The organism is Prevotella sp. P5-64 (genome assembly GCF_002251285.1).
In the GTDB taxonomy this organism is placed as follows: domain Bacteria; phylum Bacteroidota; class Bacteroidia; order Bacteroidales; family Bacteroidaceae; genus Prevotella.
Genome location: NZ_NPJK01000005.1, coordinates 122,640 through 144,725, shown reverse-complemented (window position 1 = coordinate 144,725; position 22,086 = coordinate 122,640). Strand labels below are relative to the sequence as shown.

Genomic DNA, 22,086 nt, shown 5'->3' with positions numbered 1-22,086 from the left:
CGACGCGGGATGCCTTGCATTACGCGCACCTACGTATGTTAGTGTATGCAAAGTTAGTTAAATTTTCCATAGCTCTTATAGTTTTCTTCAAAAAAATAGTTACAAAAAGCGTAAATACGTAAGTAATTTCAGTTTATTTATATTGCATAAACACTTTTTTACACATTTATGAACCTGGAGACGCCATTTTCTGGACCCAAGAGCAACAAAAGACCCCGGTTCTGCCTCATTCTTGATGATTTAGAGGACAGAACCGGGGCTGGAGTAAGGCTGGAGCGGGATGATTAGCCCAGCAGTTTCTCTATCTCTTGCTGTTTGAGGATGCAGAGGATGTTTTTGCCGTCGGGCGAATAGTTGACATTGGAGCAGGCGAAGAGTTGGTTGACGATATTCTCCATCTCGACGTTGCTGAGCACTTGTCCCTGCGGGATGGCTGCATGTCGGGCCATGCTCGACGCAAGCCGATGATTGATATCGTCTTTGATGCCACTGCCCTTCTCGCGGGCGGCAGCCAGCATGTCGGTGATGAGGGCGGTGACGCTGATACCCTCGATGTCGGCGGGGATGGAGTTGACGGCATAGCTGTTGGCTCCGAGGTCGGTGAGTTCGAAGCCCATGTCAACGAGCTCGGGCATCACCTCCTGCAACATGGCCGCATCGTCGGGGGTGAGCTGCAGCACCTCGGGGAAGACCACTCGCTGGGCGTCACCCTTCTTGTTTTGCATCTGGAGGAGGTATTTCTCGAAGAGGATGCGGTAATGGGCGCGACACTGGTCGATAATCATAAGGCCCGACTTGACGGCGGTCATGATGTAACGGCCCTTGTACTGGTAGTGGACGGGCGAACGGTCGTCGGAGATATTGGCGTTGCTCACGGGCTTGGCGGCGAAGAAGTCTTCGCCCTCGCTGGCGTCGGCAGAGGGTGTGTCGGCATAGAGCTGCTGCCAGTCGCAGGGCACTGATGACGACGGCGACGAGGTGTCGGGGGTAAAGGGGTTGTAGTGGGGATTGTAGTTGACGCGCGGGGCCTCGACCTGGGGCGCGTGCTGGGTGAAGACGGGGATGTCGGGACGGTCTTCGGTATCGAAGTCGATGGACGGCACATCGTTGAAGACGCCTATCGACTCGCGCACAGCGGCAGAGAGAATCTGCCAGATGGCCTGCTCGTTTTCAAACTTTATCTCGGTCTTGGTGGGGTGGATGTTGACATCGATATTGGCTGGCTCGATGGTGAAATAGATGAAGTATGGCACCTGTTCGCCCATCGGTATGAGTCGCTCGAAGGCTGCCATCACCGCCTTGTTGAAGTAGGGATGCTTCATGTAGCGCCCGTTGACAAAGAAATACTGCTGGGCGCCTTTCTTCTTGGATGTTTCGGGCTTGCCCACATATCCCTTGATGCTGCAGAGGGTGGTCTCGACCTCTACGGGGATGAGGTCGCTGTCCATCTTGCGTCCGAAGATGTCGGCAATGCGCTGGCGGAGACTTCCGGAGCGCAGATTGAACATCTCGGTGCCGTTGCTCGAGAGGGTAAAGGCTATGTCGGGATAGACCAATGCGATGCGCTCGAAGGCGGTAACGATGTTAGCGAGCTCGGTGGAATTGGACTTGAGAAACTTGCGGCGTGCGGGAACGTTGTAGAAGAGGTTTTCGATGAGGAAGTTGCTTCCCGACGGGCATGAACATGGTTCCTGACCTGTGAAGCGTGAGCCCGAGATAGACAGATGGGTACCCAGCTCGTCGGCTTCTTGGCGAGTACGCAGTTCAATCTGTGCCACTGCGGCTATGGAAGCCAACGCCTCGCCTCGGAAGCCCATCGTGGTGAGTGCGAAGAGGTCCTGGGCTTGGCGGATTTTGGACGTGGCGTGGCGCTCAAACGACAGTCGGGCGTCGGTCTCGCTCATTCCCTTGCCGTCGTCGATTACCTGAATCGCCGTGCGACCTGCGTCGGTCACGAGCACCTGAATGTGACGGGCACCGGCATCGACTGAGTTTTCGACCAGTTCCTTGATGACGCTGGCGGGACGCTGTATCACCTCGCCGGCGGCTATCTGGTTGGCCACCGAGTCGGGGAGTAATTGGATAATATCGCTCATAATGATGATTTGCTAAAGGAGGAAGATAAAAATGGTAAGAACGAGAAAGAGCATGAGCAGCGGGACGACGATGGCGCCCACCAACCTCATGGCGGCATCGCGCGACTGGCGGCGGCGCTCTGCCAATGCCGAAACGAAGAGCGGTCCGGCTGGCGAGGTCTTTGGCGCGGGAGTGGCGTAGGCGGACTTGGGCGCAGACGCATCGACCGATGGAGCGGCGTCATCTCCTGATGGCGCGGCGGTTACGACCGAGGGCTCGGCAGCGGTGGCTGCAGCGGTAAGGGAAGCCTCGTCTGCCGCCGCTTCCACCCTACTCTGTCTGAGACGGCGCACGGCTTCGTTGCGCTCATCTATATAAATATAGGTATGGTGGAAACCTTGCGGCTTGCGGCTATTCAACCAGCCCATCGTGGTCAAGATGTTGGAGAGGGGCCTCCTGACGCTTGCGCACCACGAGTCCTTCGCCGGCTTTCTTACCTCGCCAGTTGAAGATGTCATCCTTGTCGCGGGGCTTCAGGTCCTCGAGCCACACAAAGACATCGAGGCGCTCCGTGCCGGGCGGGATTTGCGTCATGGGGTACATCGTGCCTTGCGGCTTGCTTGCCCATACCTTCTCCAACTGACGCTCGGGCGAGAGAAACATGCGCAGGGTGTCGGTCTCCATGTAGTTGAGCGCCACAAGCGAACTGTCTTTCTCGTCGGTGTAGTAATACACGGTCCTCACGTTGCCTATGGCCTCGGTCTGGCGTATGCTGCCTGCTTCGAAGTAGGCATTCATCAGTCGCGACGACACCTGGTTGTAGTGCTGTTTGTCTGGCAACTGCTCTACCGAGAATGCCTGGCCGTCTACCTGTGCAAAGCGGATGGTCGAGTCGTTCATGTAGACGCGTATGACTTCGCCGAGCAACTGTCTGCCGCCGTTCCACACCACCGGGTCCTTGTACATGGTCATGCAGGAGTCCTGGCTGTTGAAGACGATAGAGTCGCTGATGGCCTGGACATCGGTGCGATAGACGCTGACGTGGTTGTAGCAGTGTATCTTGCGATAGACAGAGTCGGTATTGATATTGAAAGTGTAGATGCGGATAGAGTCGGAATGGGCGTAGAGCGTGTCGGCACTCTGCGAAAAGTCCTTGAGCAGCGCACGCTTGGTGGCATAGCCTTCGCCGGTCTTCTCGTTGTACTTGAGCTTATCGCAGACGAGAGAGTTCTTGTTCTTCTTGTCGATGTAGACCACGCGTCCGTAGCCGTAGCTGTCGCCATCCTTGGCGTAGAAGAGGCTGTCGCCCTCGAGCACTTTCTGACTGTCCTCGAGTCGTGAGCGATTGAAGAGCTGGGCTTTGTCGGTCTTGGTGTCATAGTAGGCATCGGTGGTGAGCACCACGCCATCCTTGGTATGTATCGTCGAACCTGGGCCAACGATATGGGCTTGCGACTTGCGGGTATCATAATAGAGAGTGTCGGTGGCGATGTCGGTGTCTTCGCTGCGCATACGCACATTGTAGTAGAAGACAGCCTCGCGGGTCTCAAGATTGTACTTTCCCCAGTCAGCCACGAGTTTGTCCTTGCCGTCCTCGAGCACACCGCCCTCAAGGAAGTAAGCGTAGTTGTAGAGTCGGTCGTAGTTGAGACTATCGGTTCTGAGCACCTGCTTGCGGTGGGTCAGCACCACATTGTAGCGTGCCGCCATACGCTGCTCCACGCCGTCGTAGTCGGCATAGCGGGAAGTGAGCGAGAGCGTGTCGCCCTGGCGGAAGCGCACGTTGCCGAAGGCCTTCACCGAGTTGGACTCCTGATAGAAGTAGGCACTGTCGCACCAGAGCTCGGCACCCTGGTGGCGGAAGTGGACACGTCCCTTGGCTATCTGCGCATCGGGGTTCATGCCATAGTGGTCAAACTTGAGTTCATCGGAATGGATGAGATAAATCTTCTCATCCTTGCCTTTGGGCTTGTGCTTCTTCTGCGTCACCACCGACTGCACGCAAAGCGCAAAAAAGCATAGAACTGCGACCAATGCAATTCTATGCCCTGATAAATATATCTTTACTTGTTTACCTTTCGTCATTTCACCCAACCTTGGTATTCAAAATCACAGTTCTTGTATCTGTCGGCCATCCAAACATACGTATGTTTGATTTTGTCGACCACCCAGTTGTGCAGTTTTTCCTCGCGCATCTTGTTGAGCACGATGTTCTTGAGCAGCTGGTAGTCCTCTGCCAGCGTAGCGCGATGACCGGGGATGCGGCTCTTGAGCTTGATGACGGCGCAGACCTTCTGTCCCTTGGCGTTAATCATCTCAAAGGCTTTTGACACATCGCCCACCTGCATGTTTTCCACCTGCTGTGCCACCTCTGTGGGCAGCGCCTTCATCTGGAAACGTGATGTTCGGCCTTCCTCTGTCTGGCTTGTGGCCATAAGTCCATTGTTGTTGCGGGTATCCTTGTCGTCCGAGATGTAAGAGGCAGCCTCTTCAAACGAATACTTGCCCTCGCGGATTTCGTCGGCGATAGAGTCAAGGCGCAGGCGCGTCTTCTCGACCACCTCCTGGTCTACCTTGGGTTTGCGCAGGATATGGCGCACCTTGATACGGTCGCCTCGTTTGTCGATGAGCTGGATGATATGGAAACCGAACTCAGACTCCACAATCTTGGAAATCTTCTTGGGGTCGGTGAGGTTGAATGCCACATTGGCGAAGGCTGGGTCGAGCATACCGCGACCTACATAGTCGAGCTCACCGCCACGACGGGCTGACTCGGGGTCCTCTGAGTAGAGGCGCGCCAGCGTGGCAAACGATGTCTCGCCACGGGTTACGCGGTCGGTGAAGTTGCGCAGCTCCTCCTTGACCTTGTTTACCTCTTCACGGGTAGCCTTGGGCTGGCGGGTGATAATCTGCACCTCGACCTCTACTGGCACGAAGGGCAGACTGTCTACGGGCAGCTTGTCGAAGTACTTGCGCACCTCGCTCGGAGTCGTCGCCACATCCTTTACCAGTTCCTTGCGCATCTTCTCTATACGCTGCTGGTTCTTGAATTCATCACGCATCTGCTGGCGCATTTGGGCTACGGTCTGGTTGCGATACTCTTCGAGCTTCTCTTTAGAGCCCGCCATCGAGATCCAGTAGTTTATCTGCTGGTCTATGCTTGTGGTCACTTCGCTCTCAGACACCTCAATAGAGTCTATCTCGGCCTGATGGAGGAAGAGCTTCTGCACTGCCATCTGTTCAGGGATGGCACAGTCGGGGTCTCCTTTCCACTGCATGCCTTCCATCTGTCCCTGCAGGCGCATAGTCTCGACATCCGACTTGAGGATGGGCTCGTCGCCCACCACCCAGATTACTTCGTCGACCACGGCCGACTCGGGCACGTTGGCCACCGTATCTTTAGCTACCTTGACGGTATCTTTGGGCGCCTGGCCTTTCATGACCCACTGGCCCTTGCCAGCCATCGCGTTGCCGCCGGCTATCAGCGTGAGGGCGGCAGCACCTATACCTATTTTATATAAATTCTTCATCTTCTAATGTTTGTTTACCGTGTTTACCACATCCTCGTTGACCGTGAAAGTATACCGCTTACGCAACTCCCCGACCCACTTCTCCTCGAGATACTCCTGATAGTCGGCCACCACGAGGGCGTTCACGTCGGCAGCCTCTTTAGGGGCCTTGAGTTTCTTGCCATAGACGGCGTCGAAGGGGAAGTCCTTGTTGGGCTTGGCCTCATCGCCGGTCTTGAAGACCAGTCGGTCGATGGTTTTGTTGTCGCCTTTGACGAATATACCTTTCTCTACGCGTATGCGCAGGATGCTGTCATTGTTGAATGTGGTGCGCAGCCGCTCAGCCCATTTGTCAAAGGGCAGCCCCTTCACCGCTTTCTTCACCGCGGCGATGTCTGCCTGGGTACGGGTGTGATAGGCAATGCCTTTGTAGTGAGGCTCAGTCCACTTGTAGCGCTTGCGGTTGGCCTTGAAGTAGTTCTCCTGACCTTCCTTGTCGTTCTGGGCTTTCTCCCATACGGTGCGGTTGCTCATTTCAAAGAGCAGCAGACCGTCGTGATACTCCTGGATGAGATAGCGCAGCTCGGGCTGCCGGGCCTCGAGTTCCTTCATGCGGGCGGTGAGCACCTCCTCGTGCGACACCTTGCTGCCCTGCTGGCGCGCTATCGAGTCGATGCGCTGGTTGATGATGGCCTCGACCATTCCCCTGCGTTCTACAAACTGCAGGATTGACGCTCGCAATGTGTCGTAGGGCATACACATGCGGCGGTCTTTCATCAGGATGATGTGCCATCCTGCCGGCGACTCAAAGGGACGGCTCATCTGCCCTTTCTCGAGGGCGTAAGCCTGGGTTTCAAACTCTTTGAGCGTCTGTCCGTGCTCTATCCACGGCAGTTCACCACCCTGCTGGGCAGAGCCCTTGTCGTCAGAGAGACGGCGAGCCACGTCGGCAAAGTCGGCTCCCGCCTGCAGCACGCTGTAGATTGAGTCTATGCGCGCCTTGGCTGCAGCCACCTTCTCCGGAGTGGTCTTCTGGCGCAGCATCACGAGGATATGCGCCGGCTTTACCAGTCCGCCGTTGCCATCCACACGCTGCCGGTATTCGGCATAGACGCTCTTGGCCTGGGCCTCCACGTCTTCGGGTGTGACAAACGATGGACGTATCTGCTGGTCACGGTAAGTGGCAAACTCCTTGCGAAACGACTCCATCGTGTCCAGTTTCGCGTCGAGAGCCGCCTCTACCTTCAGCTTGTAGTTGATGAACAAATCGACATACTCCTTCACGCTCTTGCGGTCTATGACGCCCGCATTGTTGTTTTTGTTGTACGAGTACTCAAACTCCGAGCGCAGCACAGGTTTGTTGTTGACCGTCATGATGACGGGGTCGCTCTGAGCATGAACTGGGCTGCCCCACCAGAGTGCGGCAGCCATCAGTAGTATTGTTGTTTGTTTCATCTTGCTCTATACCTTATTATATATATTACTCGTGGCGGCTGTAGTTAGGCGCCTCACTGGTGATGGTGATGTCGTGGGGATGACTCTCCAGCACACCAGCATTGGTGATACGGGTAAACTTGGCATTGTGCAGCAGGTCGATGGTGGCAGCTCCACAGTAGCCCATACCCGAGCGCAGACCGCCAATGAGCTGGTAGATAACCTCCTGTACAGTTCCCTTGTAGGGCACTCGGCCGGCGATGCCTTCGGGCACCAGTTTCTTCACGTCGGTGGTGTCGCCCTGGAAGTAGCGGTCCTTAGAGCCATTCTTCTGCTCCATAGCCTCGAGCGAACCCATACCGCGATAGCTCTTGAACTTACGACCGTTGAAGATGATGGTATCGCCAGGACTTTCCTCGGTACCGGCAACGAGCGAACCTATCATCACCGACGAACCGCCGGCAGCGAGAGCCTTGACAATGTCGCCCGAATAGCGCAGACCGCCATCGGCAATCAGTGGCACGCCAGTACCCTGGAGTGCAGAGTAGACATCGTAGACAGCGCTCAGCTGGGGCACACCCACACCGGCTACCACACGGGTAGTACAGATTGAGCCCGGGCCGATGCCCACCTTGATGGCATCGGCACCATTGTCTACCAGCATCTTGGCTGCGGCACCTGTAGCCACGTTGCCCACCACGATGTCTATACCGGGGAAGGCAGCCTTAACCTCGCGCAGTTTCTCTACCACGCCCAGTGAGTGACCGTGGGCTGTGTCTATCACGATGGCATCGGCACCTGCGCCCACCAGGGCTGCAGCGCGCTCCAGCGTGTCCTTGGTGACGCCCACTCCGGCAGCCACACGCAGACGACCCTTGTCGTCCTTGCAGGCCATAGGTTTGTCCTTGGCCTTGGTAATATCCTTATAGGTGATAAGACCCACGAGATGGTTCTCGGCATCTACCACCGGGAGTTTCTCTATCTTATGTTCCTGCAGTATCTGTGCAGCCGCAGCCAGGTCGGTCTGCTGATGGGTGGTCACCAGATTCTCGCTGGTCATCACCTCGTCGATGGTCTTGTCCAGGCGACGCTCGAAGCGCAGGTCGCGGTTGGTGACGATACCTACCAGATGGTTTTCCTCATCCACTACGGGTATGCCGCCGATGCGGTAGTCGTGCATCATGGCCAGCGCATCCTGCACGGTGCGGCCCTTGCGTATGGTCACGGGGTCATAGATCATACCGTTCTCAGCACGCTTCACGATTGCCACCTGACGGGCTTGGTCGTCGATGCTCATGTTCTTGTGTATCACACCGATACCTCCCTCGCGGGCAATGGCGATGGCCATCGACGACTCGGTCACGGTGTCCATGGCAGCCGTCACAAAAGGCACATTGAGCTCAATATGGCGCGAAAACATGGTTTTCAACTCTACCGTCTTGGGCAACACTTCTGAATAAGCGGGAATCAAGAGGACGTCGTCGAAAGTGAGACCGTCCATCACTACTTTATCTGCAACAAATGATGACATATGTATTTTTGAAATTTATTGCATGCAAATTTAGCAATAAAAATTCATTCACGAGTGTGTTTTCCCGATTTTCTATCACAATTAATTGTATTTAACGCTGAAAGGGCGACTCCCATCAGGCCCGCTCTTACACCTCCGAGATGCCTCACGACGATTACGACCACGACCGTAGTCTCTATCCAGACCGCGGTGGTTGACGGCAGCAGGGAGCGCACCGACACTGGCAGGGAGCGGCGAGACAAAGTCAGGGAGCGGCGAGACATTATCAAGGAGCGGCAAGACACCGCAAAGCCGACACCCTCAGATGTCGCCGTGACCATCACCAGACTGATTGCAGACCGCGAAACAGTCATTTCACAGTCTGCAATCGTCATATCCTGCCGCGAAATACTCCTATCGCGCCGCGCATCTACATTATTCAGCATCCCGGCAGAGTCTGCGGTCGCCGGCGTACCTTTGCCACAGTCCTCTGCCCGGTGCTTGTCCATCTCCTTGCCCGTCTACACCTTGCCCACCGCGGTGGGGTGTACGGCGCTACTTCGCCGTGGGCGCTTTCTTCAGGTCGTCATTATAGATAGAGTGACGCGAGCGCTTGGTCTTGGAGTACTTCATGTCGCCCAGACGATAGCTGACGCCTATGCTGATGCCTTGACGCGAATAGCGTCTGTCCGACTGGCTCTGATAGCCGGGGCCTTGTGTATAAGTGGTACGGGTGAGCCACTTATGAAACGGGTCGGCGGCACGCAGTGACACGATGAGCCGCTTGCTGCGCAGGAACGGACGCGACAGCGAGAAATAGTTATACACGAGACCGTCTACCCTATCCTGCAGCGTGATGTCTCTCGACCGCGCCGACAGGATGGCATAGAGCGAGATGTCTGCGGGCAGCCTCCACGACAGGTTGAGGTCTGCGTTGCCGGTCCATCCGTGGTTCTGCAGCTGGCGGCTGGGCGCTCTGAGGTCTATATAGGCGGCTCCCATGCTCAGCGTGAGCCAGAGCTTGGAGGTGATGTTCCACTTGTAGTAGACATTCACAGCCGTACGCTCCACCTTGCCTACATTGAGATAGGTGGTATAGACGGCACCGGGCGCGGCATAGTGCTTGCCGTTGTCGAAATACTCGCCCCCTTCGCCTATCAGTCTGCTGTAGCTCTCGATACCATTGCTCAGATGGCGGTAACTCAGGCTCAGACTGAGGTTGGTCTTGCGGGTAAACCATCCATAGGTGGCGCCCAGGTTATAGCTGTTTTCTGCGTCCAGGCTGCTGTTGCCCTGCACGATGTTCTGCGGGTTCAGGTTGTTGAAGTAGGGGTTGAGATAGTATATACTGGGGCGTGCCAGCCTCTTGCCGTACTCCAGCCTCAGCGACTGGGCCTTGGCGAGCTTCAGGTTGACCCTCACCGACGGCACCACGTTGGCGTAGTGGCTCGAGTAGTTGCCCTCGGCGCCTATGGGGCCTGCCAGATACTTGATGTCCTGATAGGTATATTCGTAGCGCAGGCCCGGCATCACCGAGACGGTCTTTCCGCGGTAGGTATAGCTGAGATAACCGCCCACGATGTCATTGCGGTTTTTGTAGTGGTTGCTCCGCAGGTCGTTGTGAGCCCACTGCCCCGACATGGCCCTGCTGTCATAGAGGTCGTTCTGGCTCTCGTTGTTGCGCAGGATGTACTTGGCGCCCACTTCCAGCGTGTGCTGCCGCCCCAGCGGTGTGCTATAGTCCAGCTGCAGGGTGTGTTCGTTGGTCTTGTTGTCACGGTTGGAGCGGTTGTCATAGAGCTGGAGCTGTTCTATCAGGCTCGCCATGCCGCCACTCACGATGTCGGCATACTGGGTGATGTCCTTGCTGTGCGACGGACCGGTACTCAGCTGATACGACAGCGTGGTGACACGCTGGTGGTTGCGCCTTCCGTTGCGCTGGTAGTCCAGATTAAGGGTGCCGTTGAGCATCGAGTTCTTCAGATTGCCATGGCGCAGATACGAGTAGTCTGCCTGACTGTTGCCCTGGCTCCACATGCCGGTACGCTCGTCGCTCATCATGTGCTGTTGGGCACCCATACCCGTCAGCGAGAAGGTAATCATCTGCACGCTGTCTATCTCGTAGCTGGCGTTGACCGAGGCAAACTCGGTGTTGTCCTGCGACTTGGTGCTGTTCACGCTCCTGAGTTGGGTGGCGCCACCCGCGCCGTAGCCATTGCGCAGCAGCGACGTCCTGTCCTCGGGCGACAGTATGCGGTTGTAAGAGAAGTCGGCGTCAAAGGCAAACCGTCCTATCTTGCTCATCGTCATCACGCTGCCGTCGTAGGCCGTCGTACCTGCACTGGCCCCCAGGGTGGTAAGATGGCCCTCATACTGCGAGCGCATCACGATGTTGATAACGCCGCCTATGCCCTCGGCATCATACCGGGCACCCGGCGAGGTGATGACTTCAATGCTCTTGACCATCTCGGCAGGCAGACTGCGCAGCACCTCCTTGGGGTTGCGCGTGACGGCGGTCTTGCGACCGTTCTGCAGGATGAGAAACTTCTTGGTGCCATTCATCTCTATATTGCCGTCGCCGTCTACGCTTATCAGTGGCACCTTGCCCATCATCTCCGAGAGTCGCAGTATCTTGGCGTCGGGATCCGACGCCACATCGTAGGTCAGCTTGTCCACATCCATCGTCACCAGCGGTTTCTGTGCATCCACCGTTACCTCTTTCAGCATCTTCACATCATCGGCGACATAGACGGCCCCTATGTCCATGACTTCCTGTCCCTCCGTCAGAGCGAAGCGACGGGGCTCTGCCACTCTGCCCACCATGGCTGCGGTGACGGTGTATTGGCCGGGCATGACGGGCACCACCACCTCAAATCGGCCAACGCTATCGGCCAGCACCTTCTTCACGCCGGTGCCCGGCAGCGACTTGTGTGCCACGCATACGGTAGCCATCATCTCGGGCTCGCCGGTCTCCTTGTCCATCACCGTTCCCGTAACCTTGCACGTCGGGGCAGTGGCGGGCGTCTGGGCGCCCATCGGCATCGCAAACATGACAGCCAGTACTGTCAGCATCATTGATAGTGGTTTCATAGGCTTATAGTTTTATTACACATTCACAAAGCGTAGCTCCGCAAAACTCCTGGATTAGAAAGGAATGTCCAAATGTAAAAAGAAAAAACGATATGGCAATCTTTTTCCTCGTTTTTTTACGTTCCCCGTGCATTTTTTTCATTTCCACGCTGATTATGTGGCCATTTGTGTCGCCGATGACCACTCCGGCAGCCACTTCCACCATCGGGCGACGGCTGCCGACCTGCTCTGCCACCCTCTGCTGCCGTTGCAGAGATGCCGCATGGCTCTGCCCAGGCGAGAGGATGACCACAGACTGCGCCGTGTAACCGGCAGAAAAGTTATTGCAAACGATTAGGCTTATGGAAGAGCACCTCGGGGTCTGAGCCGCCAGCGAACCTCACTCCTTGGCTGACTATACAGGAAGAGCGGCTTGAAAGAGTGGCGTTGCCCACCCTTTCAAGCCGCTTGTCGTTGCGCCCGCCCTATATACATTATATTATATATAGACGCGCCACTACCCTTGTCGGCCTTATGCGTTTCCAGACGACACACACGCAGCCACAGCCTCTTGCCAGAGGCGACAAGAGGCGGTCCGGGTGTATGGGCAGCCTATTTCAAACGCTGTGCCAATCTGCCGAGATACTCTATGCCATAGACAGGCCATAGCGGCACCTTGCGCACATTGGTCCTTACCGCCGGTATGTCGAGCGCCAGGAAGAGCAGAGTCATGCCGCCGCTCATCCAGACCACGATGCCGTAAATCTGCTTGAGGGCTACGCTCATCATACTGCGTATATACTGCTCCATAAAGGCAGGGAAATTCATCTGCGACAGGTCCAGACGCGTCAGCGTGAGCTCTTGGCCGTAGCGGGCTATGTCGTCGTTCATGAACCAGGAGAACCAGTGGGTGTAGATGCCATATCCGGCAGCACCGGCGAGATACATGTGGAAGATATTGAACACGAAGAGCCCCATGAAGAACTGTTCCAGACTGGGGGCAGACTCGTTGAGAGCCCACATGAGCGTGGCGGCGAGAATGGCATAAGCCGCACCACAGCAGATGATAGGCAGACGGAACTGCTCGATGTTGACCTGCATGTCGAGTCTGAAATACATGAGCAGGGCATAAGCCAGGATGAAGCCGAAGCCAAGGGCAAAGAGTTTCCACACCTTCCACTTCATCACCTTGAGCCACAACAGGTCGATGGCTATGCCCAGATAGACGCCGGGCAGTGCCCATAAGAGCAGTTGTGCCTTGGTATGCTCTTCCAGCCGTATCACCTCGGTATAGAGTATTTCCTCGAGGGTGTGCTCGCAGCCTAAGAGAAGCTCGCCCATTGTCACCACCACCATGATGGGCACTATGTTGCGCAGCCTGAAGATTCTCAGGTCTACATAGGGATTGGCCACCCTGAGCAGTCTGTGTACCACCACGCCCGCCAGAGCCAGCGCCACGCCCGTCAGAATGCGCAGTGTGCGGCTGTCCATCCACATCTTGTAGTCGCCATAGACAAAGATGTAGGACAGCACGAGCATGAGCAGACTGATAAGCAGACCGTTGCAGAAGTCAATGCCACGCAGGCTTATCCTGTTGGGCATGGGGCAGAAGGGGCGGCACATCACCAGCTGCACGCCCACCACCACGCACATGGCGCCGATGATGAATACGTGCATCATCTGCCAGGTGAAGTGATAGCCGAACCACGCCGCCAGGAAGGCGCTGCCCTCGATAGACGTGAGCAGCACGATGTGGAGCACGGGGAAGAACACGGCAAAGTCGCGGCGGGGAGTTATCCACAGCTGGATGTTGCTCATCAACTCAAAGGTGCCTTGCAGCTTGGCCATGCCGCCTATGAAGCACACCACCAGCAGTAGCGGCATGAAGGTGGTATGGATAGTCACGAGGTTGGTCACGGCTATGACCACCGCCGAGGTGATGAGCAGCTGCTGGTTGGTAAAGCGGAACTTCATGCGGAAGAGCATGGGGAAGTAGATGGCCATGCCGGCAAGACTGGCATAGAGCAGCATCATCAGGTCTTCTATCATGAAGTTGGTGGAACCCTGGATGGCCTCAAGCGAACCCAGGTACATACTGCCAGAGAACTGGATGCAGAACGCACACAGCACATATATCCACGGCCGGATGCACCGTGGCACCCAGTCGCGGAACATGGGCATATTGAAGCCCATGCCTGCTGTCTGTGGGGGAGGAGGCATTGGTATCATAATCGTCCTTGGCGTCGTAATCAGTATTTCACCTCACACTCCACGTTGTACCCGGCATGCAGGCGGGCAAGGTCTTCGGCGCTGTTGCCGTCGAGGGCGATGCGCACGGTGACGCGCTGCTCTACCTTGACGAAGTTGCCCGTGGCATTGTCGACGGGAAGGAGCGAGAAGGCGCTGCCCGTGGCACGGCTGATGCGCTCCACGCGACCCCGATAGACGATACCGGGCACGGCATCGACGGTGAGCTGCGCCTCAGACCCTTCGTGGATATGGTCGAGCTGGCTCTCCTTGTAGTTAGCCTCGACCCACAGGCTGCCGGCATCGACGATGTTTACCAGGGTCTGACCGGGCTGCACGAGCATGCCCTCCTGGATGTCCTTGGTACCCACCACGCCGTCGCAGGTAGCGATGATGTAGCAGTAGGAGAGGTTGAGCTGGGCCAGCTGGACGGCAGCCTGGGCGAGTCGCAGCGTGCTGATAGAGGCAGAGAGGTGGTGGCCCTGCTCGGTCTTGACGCTGGTCTGGGTGGCACGCGAGCGAGCCGCCTGCTCGTATCTGGCTTTGGCACTGAGGTAGGCAGTATGCACGTTGTCATACTGCTGGCGGGTCACGGCCTCCTTGGCGAGCAGGGCTTCGAAGCGGGCGTCCTCGCGACGGGCGTTGTCCAGATGGGCACGGGCTTCCTCGATGCTGGCATCGGTCACCTGCATGCCCGCTTCGGTGGTGGCTATGCTGGAGCCAGTGGCCTTGGAGCCCTCTTCGGCGCGGGCAAGGTCGGCCTGGGCCTGGGCCAGACGCAGACGATACTCGGTGTCCTCGATGACCACCAGGGTGTCGCCCTTCTTGACGTGCTGGAACTCCTCAAACCTTACCTCCTTGACGAAACCCTGCACACGGGTGTTCTGTGGAGTGACGTGCTGTCGCACACGGGCGTTGTCGGTAAACTCTACATGGCCGAAGTGGCCGAAATTGACAATGACGATACTGGCTCCGATTACAATGAGCAGGAGCACCATGCTGTTGTAAACGTATTTCTTGATATTCTTCATCTTGATGGTTGTTGCGGGTCTGCCGGTGGCGACCCTTGGGTTGGTGTATAGGGTATGGGGCGTAGGGGTGCCGGTGGCTACAGCTGCCCGGCTATGTACTTCATCTTATAATAGGCATAGGCGATGTTGATGCGCGCATCGACCTCGCCCAGTTCGGCGTCGAGCTTCATATTGGTAGCGTCTATCATGTCGGTGATGAGCGCCAGCTGGTTGAGATAGCGGTTGTTGACCACCTGATAGTTCTGGCGCGCCAGCTCCACGCTCTTCTGCTGGGTTTCGAGCTCGGCATAGCTCTGCAGATAGAGGGTGTAGGCAGCCTGTATGTCGTTGTTTACCTGCTCGGCAGCCACCTCCTTGCGCTCGGCGGCGTTGCGGGAGTTGAGCCGGGCCTGCGCCAGCTTGCGGTTGCTCTTGAAGAGCGCCGACAGCTGATACTGCACGCCCACGCCCACATACCACACGTTGAGGTTCTTGTCTACGGGCGGCAGTTCAAAGGTGATGGGGCCGTTGAAGTTGTTCTGCGCCACGAGAGCCACCTTGGGCAGCAGTTCGCTCTTGGCGATGCGCTCCTGTTGGCGTGCCATCTGCTCGCCCACGCCCGCCATCACCAGTTTAGGGCTTGCCGCCACGGCTGCAGTCTGCCAGTAGGCTTCGCCATCCTTGCCATAGAGGGCAGAGCAGGCATCGTCGGCAGGCTCTATCGCATAGTCCTGAGGCAGCCCGAGCGTGTTGCAGAGCTGGTGGTTGAGTATGCGGCGGCTGTTGTGCAGCTGGGTAAGACTCAGACGGAGCCGCTCCATCTGCAGTTCGTATCGGGTGATGTCGTTCTTGAGCGCCACGCCCTGCTGTTGCTTCTCGGTGATGTTGTCGATGAGCTTCTGGGTGAGTGCGATGTTGTTCTCTACCACCCTCTCGCGGTTTGCGGTCTTCATCAGGTCCAGATACTGGCCCAGAGCGATGAAGCGCTGGTTCTGCAGATTGAGAGCCAGCTCGGCCCGAGCCTGGTCGGCACCCAGCTGTGCCAGACGGATGCCTGCATCGATGGCTCCGCCGGCATAGACGGTCTGGCGGGCATCTACCACCAGCTGGTTGCCGAAGTGGGGCGAATGGAGGCCATGCACATGGGCAAAGTCGCGGTCGGTAAGCACTGCATTGCCGATATAGCTGGCAGAGACCTGGGCTCCCACATCGGGCAGACGCTGGCTGCGGGCTGCCCTGACACCCTCGTCGGCAGCTGCCACAGCAGTCTTGCCCGCGCGGATGGTGCGGTTGTGCTGGTCTATCAATCCATACATGTCTCCGATAGTCATCCTGTGCTCATTCTGAGCATGAGCGTTGGTCGTAATGGCGATACACACGGTTATCGCATAGAATAGTCTTCTGTTCATATCTTTTCTAAAAATCGGTGCAAAGGTAGTTACTATTTGGGAAGCAACAGTGAATAAAAATACGCCAGAATTTGACATTTTGGGAAACTTGGAGTAATTTTGCAGCATGCAAGAGACCCAACTTACCACCATCAGCAGTGCCGTCATCGACGGCGAGAGCCACACCCTCGACCGGGGAGCCATCATCTACAGCCACAGGGGCATCGCCTCGGTACGTATCAATTTCGACCACTGGGATATGCAGGGCGAGAGCGTGCTTATCATGTTTCCTGGAGATGTTATAAAATGGGAAATGATGGACGACGACTTCTCTGCCGACGCCATCATCTACAGCAGCGACATACTGCGTACGGCGAGCCTCAACATCGAGCACACGGTCTACGATACGCTCAGGGCCGACCGCCGGTGTGGCTACCCCGAGCTCATCGCCCATGTCGTAGACAGCATGTTCCGTATCTTCCGCTTCTATTTCACCGTAGAACACTACACGCTCACCGACCGCATCGTGACCCTGCAGCTGCAGGCGTTCTTCCTGGGTTTCTACGACTATCTGCTCGCCAATCCCCGCGAACCGGGCAATGACCGCGGCACCCAACGCAAGGTAGAGCTGTTCAACCGGTTTATGCAGCTGCTCGAAGACGAATACCGCTTGGGACACGAGGTAAACTACTATGCACAGCGCATAAACATCTCGCGCAAGTATCTGGGGCTCATCGTCAGCGACAGGACCGGCGTATCGCCCAAGCGCATCATCGACGAGTACATCATGCTGAGGCTCAAGCTCGCCCTGCGTACCTCCAAGCGCAGTCTGAAGCAGATAGCCGACGACTACAACTTCTCTGACCAGAGCGCTCTTACCCGCTACTTCCGCCATCATGCGGGGCTGTCGCCACAGCAGTACCGTCTGCGCCAGTAGGCTGCACGATCGCGGGAGCCGCAAGCCACGCAGCCCGGCAGAGCGTGCATGACCTGAGGGTGGGGCAACCCTCATGGGCGACGTGGGGAGTGCCACTGCCGGCTCGTATCAATAGGTACGAGAGCTCGTGACTTACGATACGTGCGCTCGTGACATAAGGCACGTGGGCTCGTGACTTATGTTACGAGCCGACAGCCATGACCTCCACGGCGACAGCCATGACGTCGGGCGCGCTGTCAGCGTTAAACAATCTTAAAAAAGGGGGCTGCGGCATCCATAATCGGCGTTTCAATCGTCTTTAGTAGTGTAACCGCACCGATGGCACCGATGGACACGGTGCCCTACGCTGCAACAACCAAAACAGACATGACAATGAAACAGACTCTGATAAGCATGGCGCTCATACTGATGCTCGCGCTATGCGCCAAAGCACAGAACACCCAGCACAGCTACACCATCACAGGCGTGGTGGCCGACTCGGTCACCCACGAGGGTGAGTCTTACGCCACGCTGACCATTGCGAGAGCCGACTCGGCAGCCAAGCCCGTAAAGCAGGCGCTCACCGACATCAAGGGCCGCTTCAGCATCAGCTCAAGCGGCACGGGCAGCTATCTGCTCATGGTAAGGTCGATGGGACGCAAGCCAATGCAGCGCGCCTACACCGTAGACGCCACCACACGCACCATAGACCTGGGCACGCTGCTCCTGCAGGACGGCGGCAACCAGCTGGAGACGGTCGAGGTGGTGGCCTACAAGCCGCTGGTCAAGGCCGATGTAGACAAGATAGCCTACAGCGTGGAGGACGACCCCGAGGCCAACACCAACACAGTGATAGAGATGCTCAAGAAGGTGCCCATGGTGACTGTAGACGGGCAGGACAACATACGGGTCAACGGCAACAGCTCGTTCAAAATCTATGTGAACGGCAAGCCCAACAACATGATGACCAAGAACCCCAAGGAGGTGCTCAAGAGCATGCCTGCGTCGAGCATCAAGAAAATAGAGGTGATAACCAACCCTGGCCCGAAATACGATGCCGAGGGCGTGGGCGGCATACTCAACATCATCACCACCGGCAGCGGCCCCGAGGGATATAATGCCTCGTTTTCTGCCGGAGCCAGCAACCACCACGTGAGCACCGGCGTCTTTGCCACCGTGAAGCAGGGCAAGCTCACCATGAGCGCCAGCTACAATGCCTACCCCCAGTGGCAGCCTAAGAGCCATGGCGACCAGCTGGTGGTCAAGACCGACGACAGCGGCAACGAGACCCAGCGCGACGTGACCACATCGACTGACCGCGGGCACTCCATCTGGCACGGCGGAAACCTGGACGCAAGCTACGAGATAGACTCGCTCAGACTGCTCTCGGGCTCAATCTCCATCAGCCGCTATCACAGCAACTACGACTTTGACAGCGACGTCTCGTCTACCCTACCCGCCACGGGCGAACGCCTCTACGGATATGGCATCCACCGTAACAACCGCGCCAACTGGAACGGACTGTATGCCAACATAGACTACCAGCGCTCGTTCAGCGTAGAAGACCGACGCCTCACCCTCTCCTACCGCATAGACAGCGACCCCTCTGACAGCGAACAGCGGCTGAGATATACCGACAGGTACAGCAATGCCGACTGGGACGCCTTCATGAACCGCATAGCCGACCAGCGCAACACCGACAACCAGCTCTCTGTGGAGCACACGTTCCAGATAGACTACACCACGCCCTTCGCCAAGTATCACAACTGGGAGACGGGAGTGAAATACATACTGCGCAACAACCGCTCGGACAACGACAAGTATACGCAGGCACCCGGACAGAGCGACGAGACCTACGACAGCGACAACAGTTCGCACTACCGTCACCGCAACGACATCCTGGCTGCCTATATGGGCTATGGCTACCAGAAAGACAAGTGGTCGGCACGTCTGGGCATGCGCTATGAGCACACGCTGCAGAAGGTAAAGTATCTGCTGGGTCGCGGCGCCGACTTCCACAAGGACTTCGACGACGTGGTGCCCTCCGCCCGTCTGGGCTACAAGCTCGGCGAAGCCTCCAACGTGGCACTGGGCTACAAGATGCGCATCTACCGTCCGGGTATATGGTTTCTCAATCCCTATCTCGTAGACCGGGACCCACAGAACATCATGCAGGGCAACCCCAACCTGGTGTCGGAGAAGAGCCACGACATCAGCCTGCAGTACAGCAACTACTCGAGCAAGCTCACCTATAACCTCACCGCCAGCTACCGCTTCAACAACAACAGCATCGAGAGCATCACCCGTCTCACCGACGACCGCGACATCGCGGGGCTGCCCCACCCCACGGGCAAAGAGGTGCTCTACACCACCTATGCCAACATAGGCGAGACGCAGAGAGCGGCTCTGAGCGCGTATGTCAACTGGAACCCCTGGACAGACACACGCATCACACTCAACGGACAGGGCGGATACAAGAGCATGAGCGACGGCCAGGAGCTGCGCAACCATGGATGGGTAGCCAACGTCAATCTCGGCGTGCAGCAGACCATCGCCAAGACATGGACAGTGAGCGCAAACATCTACAAGAGCACACCTGAAATCATGCTGCAGGGCAAGAGCTGCGGGTTCTTCCAGGACTCCTACTCGCTCAACAAGACATTGATGGACAAGAGACTCAATCTCTCGGTATTCATCGTCAATCCCTTCAAGGGATATATGACATGGCGCGACGAGCAGAGGGGCCCTAACTACTACACAGCATCAAGCAGCAGATACAGCCAGCGCACGTTTGGCGTGTCGGCAAGCCTGCGCATCGGCAAGCTCAAGGCCCAGGTGAAGCGTGCAGAGCGTAGCGTGGAAAACGACGACGTGAAGCAGGGCGGCGGTGGCGGCAAGGGTTAGCGCAGAGCCTACCCCGGTACGGCTCTGGCTGACATCGGATCCACCAGCGACAGGCTGGAAGACGGCGAAAGCGGCCGGAAAGACAGCAAGGGACATCGCGCATCGACACGCGACACTCAGAAAAATGCAGCACGGCTGCATTTTTTTTGTGCCAAACCTTTGTCGGTAAGATAAATGTGAGTATCTTTGAAACCGACATTCAGATAACGACAACAAGCATGAAAACCAAACAGACACTGACAGTCATCATCGCCACGCTGGCACTCACCGCCTGTGGCGTGCAGAAGTTGAGCCAGACGGAGAAACTCGTCAGGCAGACCCTGATAGCCCAGGAGACCGACAGCCTGGTAAAAAGCCGCCGCTTCGGCGTAGAGGTGTCGGCTGTATTCCCCCAGGGTGCTTCGATGCGCCATCTCAACTACGACTACGGCATCCAGGTTCACGGCGACACGCTGCGCTCGTATCTCCCCTACTTCGGCCGTGCCTACGAGGTGCCCTACGGCGGCGGCAAGGGGCTCGACTTCTCGGAGCCGATGAAGCGATGGACGCTGACAGAGATGAAGAAAGGCGAGCAGCAGATGAAGATATGGGTGGAGAACGAGGAAGACTCGTACGTATACACGCTCCACATCTATCCGTCGGGCGTGGTAGACCTGACGGTAGACAGCCGGCAGCGCGACCGCATACGCTATAACGGTAACATCACCAAGGAGGCGCGCCGATGAGACGCCTTATACTATATATAATAGGTATAGTGGTGACGGCTATGGGCGCCCACGCCAATCCTCGCTACTGTGCCCGCTATGTCAAGGAGCATCTGCTCTACCAGCGGGGGGCTGAGACCAACGTGATAGACATAGACATGGAGTGGCCCGAGATGGTCGACGGGTCGGCGGCGGTGCCTCTGCAGCGGCTGCTGACACGCACCCTGCTCGGCAACGAGCACTCGACGCTCGACAGTGCCTACACCCGCTTTCTCGCACGCTTTGGCAAGCCCGTGACTCGGCAGTTTGACTCTATCCCCGACGACAGCCGCTTCTGCTACGTCAGTTGTACGCTCAAGCTGATAGGTCACCGTGCCGACAGTTATATCTCGATGAGAGCCAGCTATGTATGCTCGCCCGAGCAGAACTCAACGCAAAAGGGCGATACGGTGTCGATGCTGGTCACGTATGACCTCGGCAGCGGCACAATCATGCGCGATGCCGACCTGCTGCGCATCAACCGACTGCGCGACGGGTACTACGGCGACGACGTCGTCTACAACCTGCTCGCCGGAACCCACACCCCGCTGCCCGACAACATCTATACGCTACAGGTAAACGATGCCTGTCTCGCTGACGACGCACTGCTGATAGACATGTGCTGCACCGACGGCGAGCGCATCACCCCCTTCACCACGCTGGTAGCTCCCGACCGCATCAGGAGTATCGTGACCAAGAACGTGAAGCGGCTCATGAGCGGCAGCGTCACTCTCCTCACCGACCAGTATATGCTGCCCACGCGCGTGGATGGCGACACGGTATACACCCATGCCGACCAGGCTCCCCGATTTGACTTCAACGGCGAGAGCCTAATGAACTATCTGGCTCACAACCTCAGACTCGACCCTGTGGCTATCGAGCGGCTCCCTGCAGGGGCTCGCGCTGTCATTGCCTTCATCGTAGACGCCAGCGGACACATACGCCGCCCCTGCGTGGTGAGCAGTGCCACGCCCGGGATAGACCGCGAACTGATGCGCGCAGCCCGACTCATGCCCGCATGGGCACCAGGAACGGTGGGAGGCAAGCCAGCCAACGTGTGGTGCATGCTGCCCATAGTGCTGAAGAAATAGAAATCGCACGGGGGGTCATCTCCAGCTGCGCAGAGACATCCTCCAGCTGCGCAGAGGCATCCTCCAGCGACGCAGAGGTATCCTCCAGCGACGCCAAGACATCCTCCAGCGACGCAGAGTTATGCTCCACGCCGCTGGTGTTGTCTCCAAGGGTCGGGAAGCGGCAGAAAAGGGTGCCGAAAGCGGTGG

General features: G+C 57.2%; 15 protein-coding genes. 5 read left to right on the top strand and 10 right to left on the bottom strand.

The window, feature by feature from the left end; translation table 11 throughout:
• Positions 1-284: 284 nt before the first annotated feature.
• From mutL to CIK87_RS01570, 7 genes are all read right to left on the bottom strand, one after another.
• Positions 285-2,096: a DNA mismatch repair endonuclease MutL gene (gene mutL, locus CIK87_RS01600; RefSeq protein WP_094384889.1), complete on the bottom strand. Its 1,812-nt coding sequence runs from the start codon at positions 2,094-2,096 to the stop codon at positions 285-287.
• Between the two features lie 12 nt (positions 2,097-2,108).
• Positions 2,109-2,504, bottom strand: a complete 396-nt coding sequence (locus CIK87_RS01595; protein WP_094384887.1) for a hypothetical protein — start codon at positions 2,502-2,504, stop codon at positions 2,109-2,111.
• The gene (locus tag CIK87_RS01590; RefSeq protein WP_094384885.1) at positions 2,488-4,161 is read right to left on the bottom strand and encodes an OstA-like protein; all 1,674 of its coding nucleotides are present in this window, start codon (positions 4,159-4,161) and stop codon (positions 2,488-2,490) included. Before CIK87_RS01590 ends, CIK87_RS01595 begins: the two co-directional genes overlap by 17 nt.
• Positions 4,158-5,606 (bottom strand): peptidylprolyl isomerase, encoded by a 1,449-nt coding sequence (locus tag CIK87_RS01585; RefSeq protein ID WP_094384883.1) that lies wholly within the window; start codon positions 5,604-5,606, stop codon positions 4,158-4,160. The genes CIK87_RS01590 and CIK87_RS01585 overlap by 4 nt, the downstream gene beginning before the upstream one ends.
• A gap of 3 nt (positions 5,607-5,609) precedes the next feature.
• A complete protein-coding gene (locus CIK87_RS01580) occupies positions 5,610-7,040 on the bottom strand; it encodes a peptidylprolyl isomerase (RefSeq protein WP_094384881.1) in 1,431 nt (476 codons plus the stop codon).
• A gap of 25 nt (positions 7,041-7,065) precedes the next feature.
• Entirely contained in the window at positions 7,066-8,550 is a 1,485-nt protein-coding gene (gene guaB / locus CIK87_RS01575) for an IMP dehydrogenase (protein WP_094384879.1), read from the bottom strand.
• Between the two features lie 534 nt (positions 8,551-9,084).
• On the bottom strand, positions 9,085-11,619 hold the full coding sequence (locus tag CIK87_RS01570; RefSeq protein ID WP_094384877.1) for an outer membrane beta-barrel family protein: 2,535 nt from the start codon (positions 11,617-11,619) through the stop codon (positions 9,085-9,087).
• A 155-nt stretch (positions 11,620-11,774) separates the two neighbouring features.
• Here CIK87_RS01570 and CIK87_RS14195 point away from each other — a divergent pair, with 155 nt between their 5' ends.
• Entirely contained in the window at positions 11,775-11,927 is a 153-nt protein-coding gene (locus CIK87_RS14195; protein WP_158216173.1) for a hypothetical protein, read from the top strand.
• Positions 11,928-12,210: 283 nt separating this feature from the next.
• Here CIK87_RS14195 and CIK87_RS01560 read toward each other — a convergent pair whose 3' ends face one another.
• From CIK87_RS01560 to CIK87_RS01550, 3 genes are all read right to left on the bottom strand, one after another.
• Positions 12,211-13,827 carry a hypothetical protein gene (locus CIK87_RS01560; RefSeq protein ID WP_094384873.1) on the bottom strand — a complete coding sequence of 539 codons (1,617 nt, stop codon included), beginning with the start codon at positions 13,825-13,827 and terminating at the stop codon, positions 12,211-12,213.
• A 20-nt stretch (positions 13,828-13,847) separates the two neighbouring features.
• Positions 13,848-14,882: an HlyD family secretion protein gene (locus tag CIK87_RS01555; protein WP_371327095.1), complete on the bottom strand. Its 1,035-nt coding sequence runs from the start codon at positions 14,880-14,882 to the stop codon at positions 13,848-13,850.
• 71 nt (positions 14,883-14,953) lie between these two features.
• Positions 14,954-16,264, bottom strand: a complete 1,311-nt coding sequence (locus CIK87_RS01550; RefSeq protein WP_094384869.1) for a TolC family protein — start codon at positions 16,262-16,264, stop codon at positions 14,954-14,956.
• 106 nt (positions 16,265-16,370) lie between these two features.
• On the opposite strand from CIK87_RS01550, the gene CIK87_RS01545 reads away from it, so the two are divergent.
• The 4 genes from CIK87_RS01545 (at position 16,371) to CIK87_RS01530 (ending at position 21,897) form a co-directional block, all read left to right on the top strand.
• Complete coding sequence (locus CIK87_RS01545; RefSeq protein WP_094384867.1) at positions 16,371-17,180, top strand: helix-turn-helix domain-containing protein; 810 nt, start codon at positions 16,371-16,373, stop codon at positions 17,178-17,180.
• Between the two features lie 372 nt (positions 17,181-17,552).
• Positions 17,553-20,063 (top strand): outer membrane beta-barrel family protein, encoded by a 2,511-nt coding sequence (locus CIK87_RS01540; RefSeq protein ID WP_254046488.1) that lies wholly within the window; start codon positions 17,553-17,555, stop codon positions 20,061-20,063.
• Between the two features lie 218 nt (positions 20,064-20,281).
• Complete coding sequence (locus CIK87_RS01535) at positions 20,282-20,788, top strand: DUF4251 domain-containing protein (RefSeq protein WP_094384865.1); 507 nt, start codon at positions 20,282-20,284, stop codon at positions 20,786-20,788.
• Positions 20,785-21,897, top strand: a complete 1,113-nt coding sequence (locus CIK87_RS01530; protein ID WP_094384863.1) for an energy transducer TonB — start codon at positions 20,785-20,787, stop codon at positions 21,895-21,897. The genes CIK87_RS01535 and CIK87_RS01530 overlap by 4 nt, the downstream gene beginning before the upstream one ends.
• Positions 21,898-22,086 lie beyond the last annotated feature (189 nt).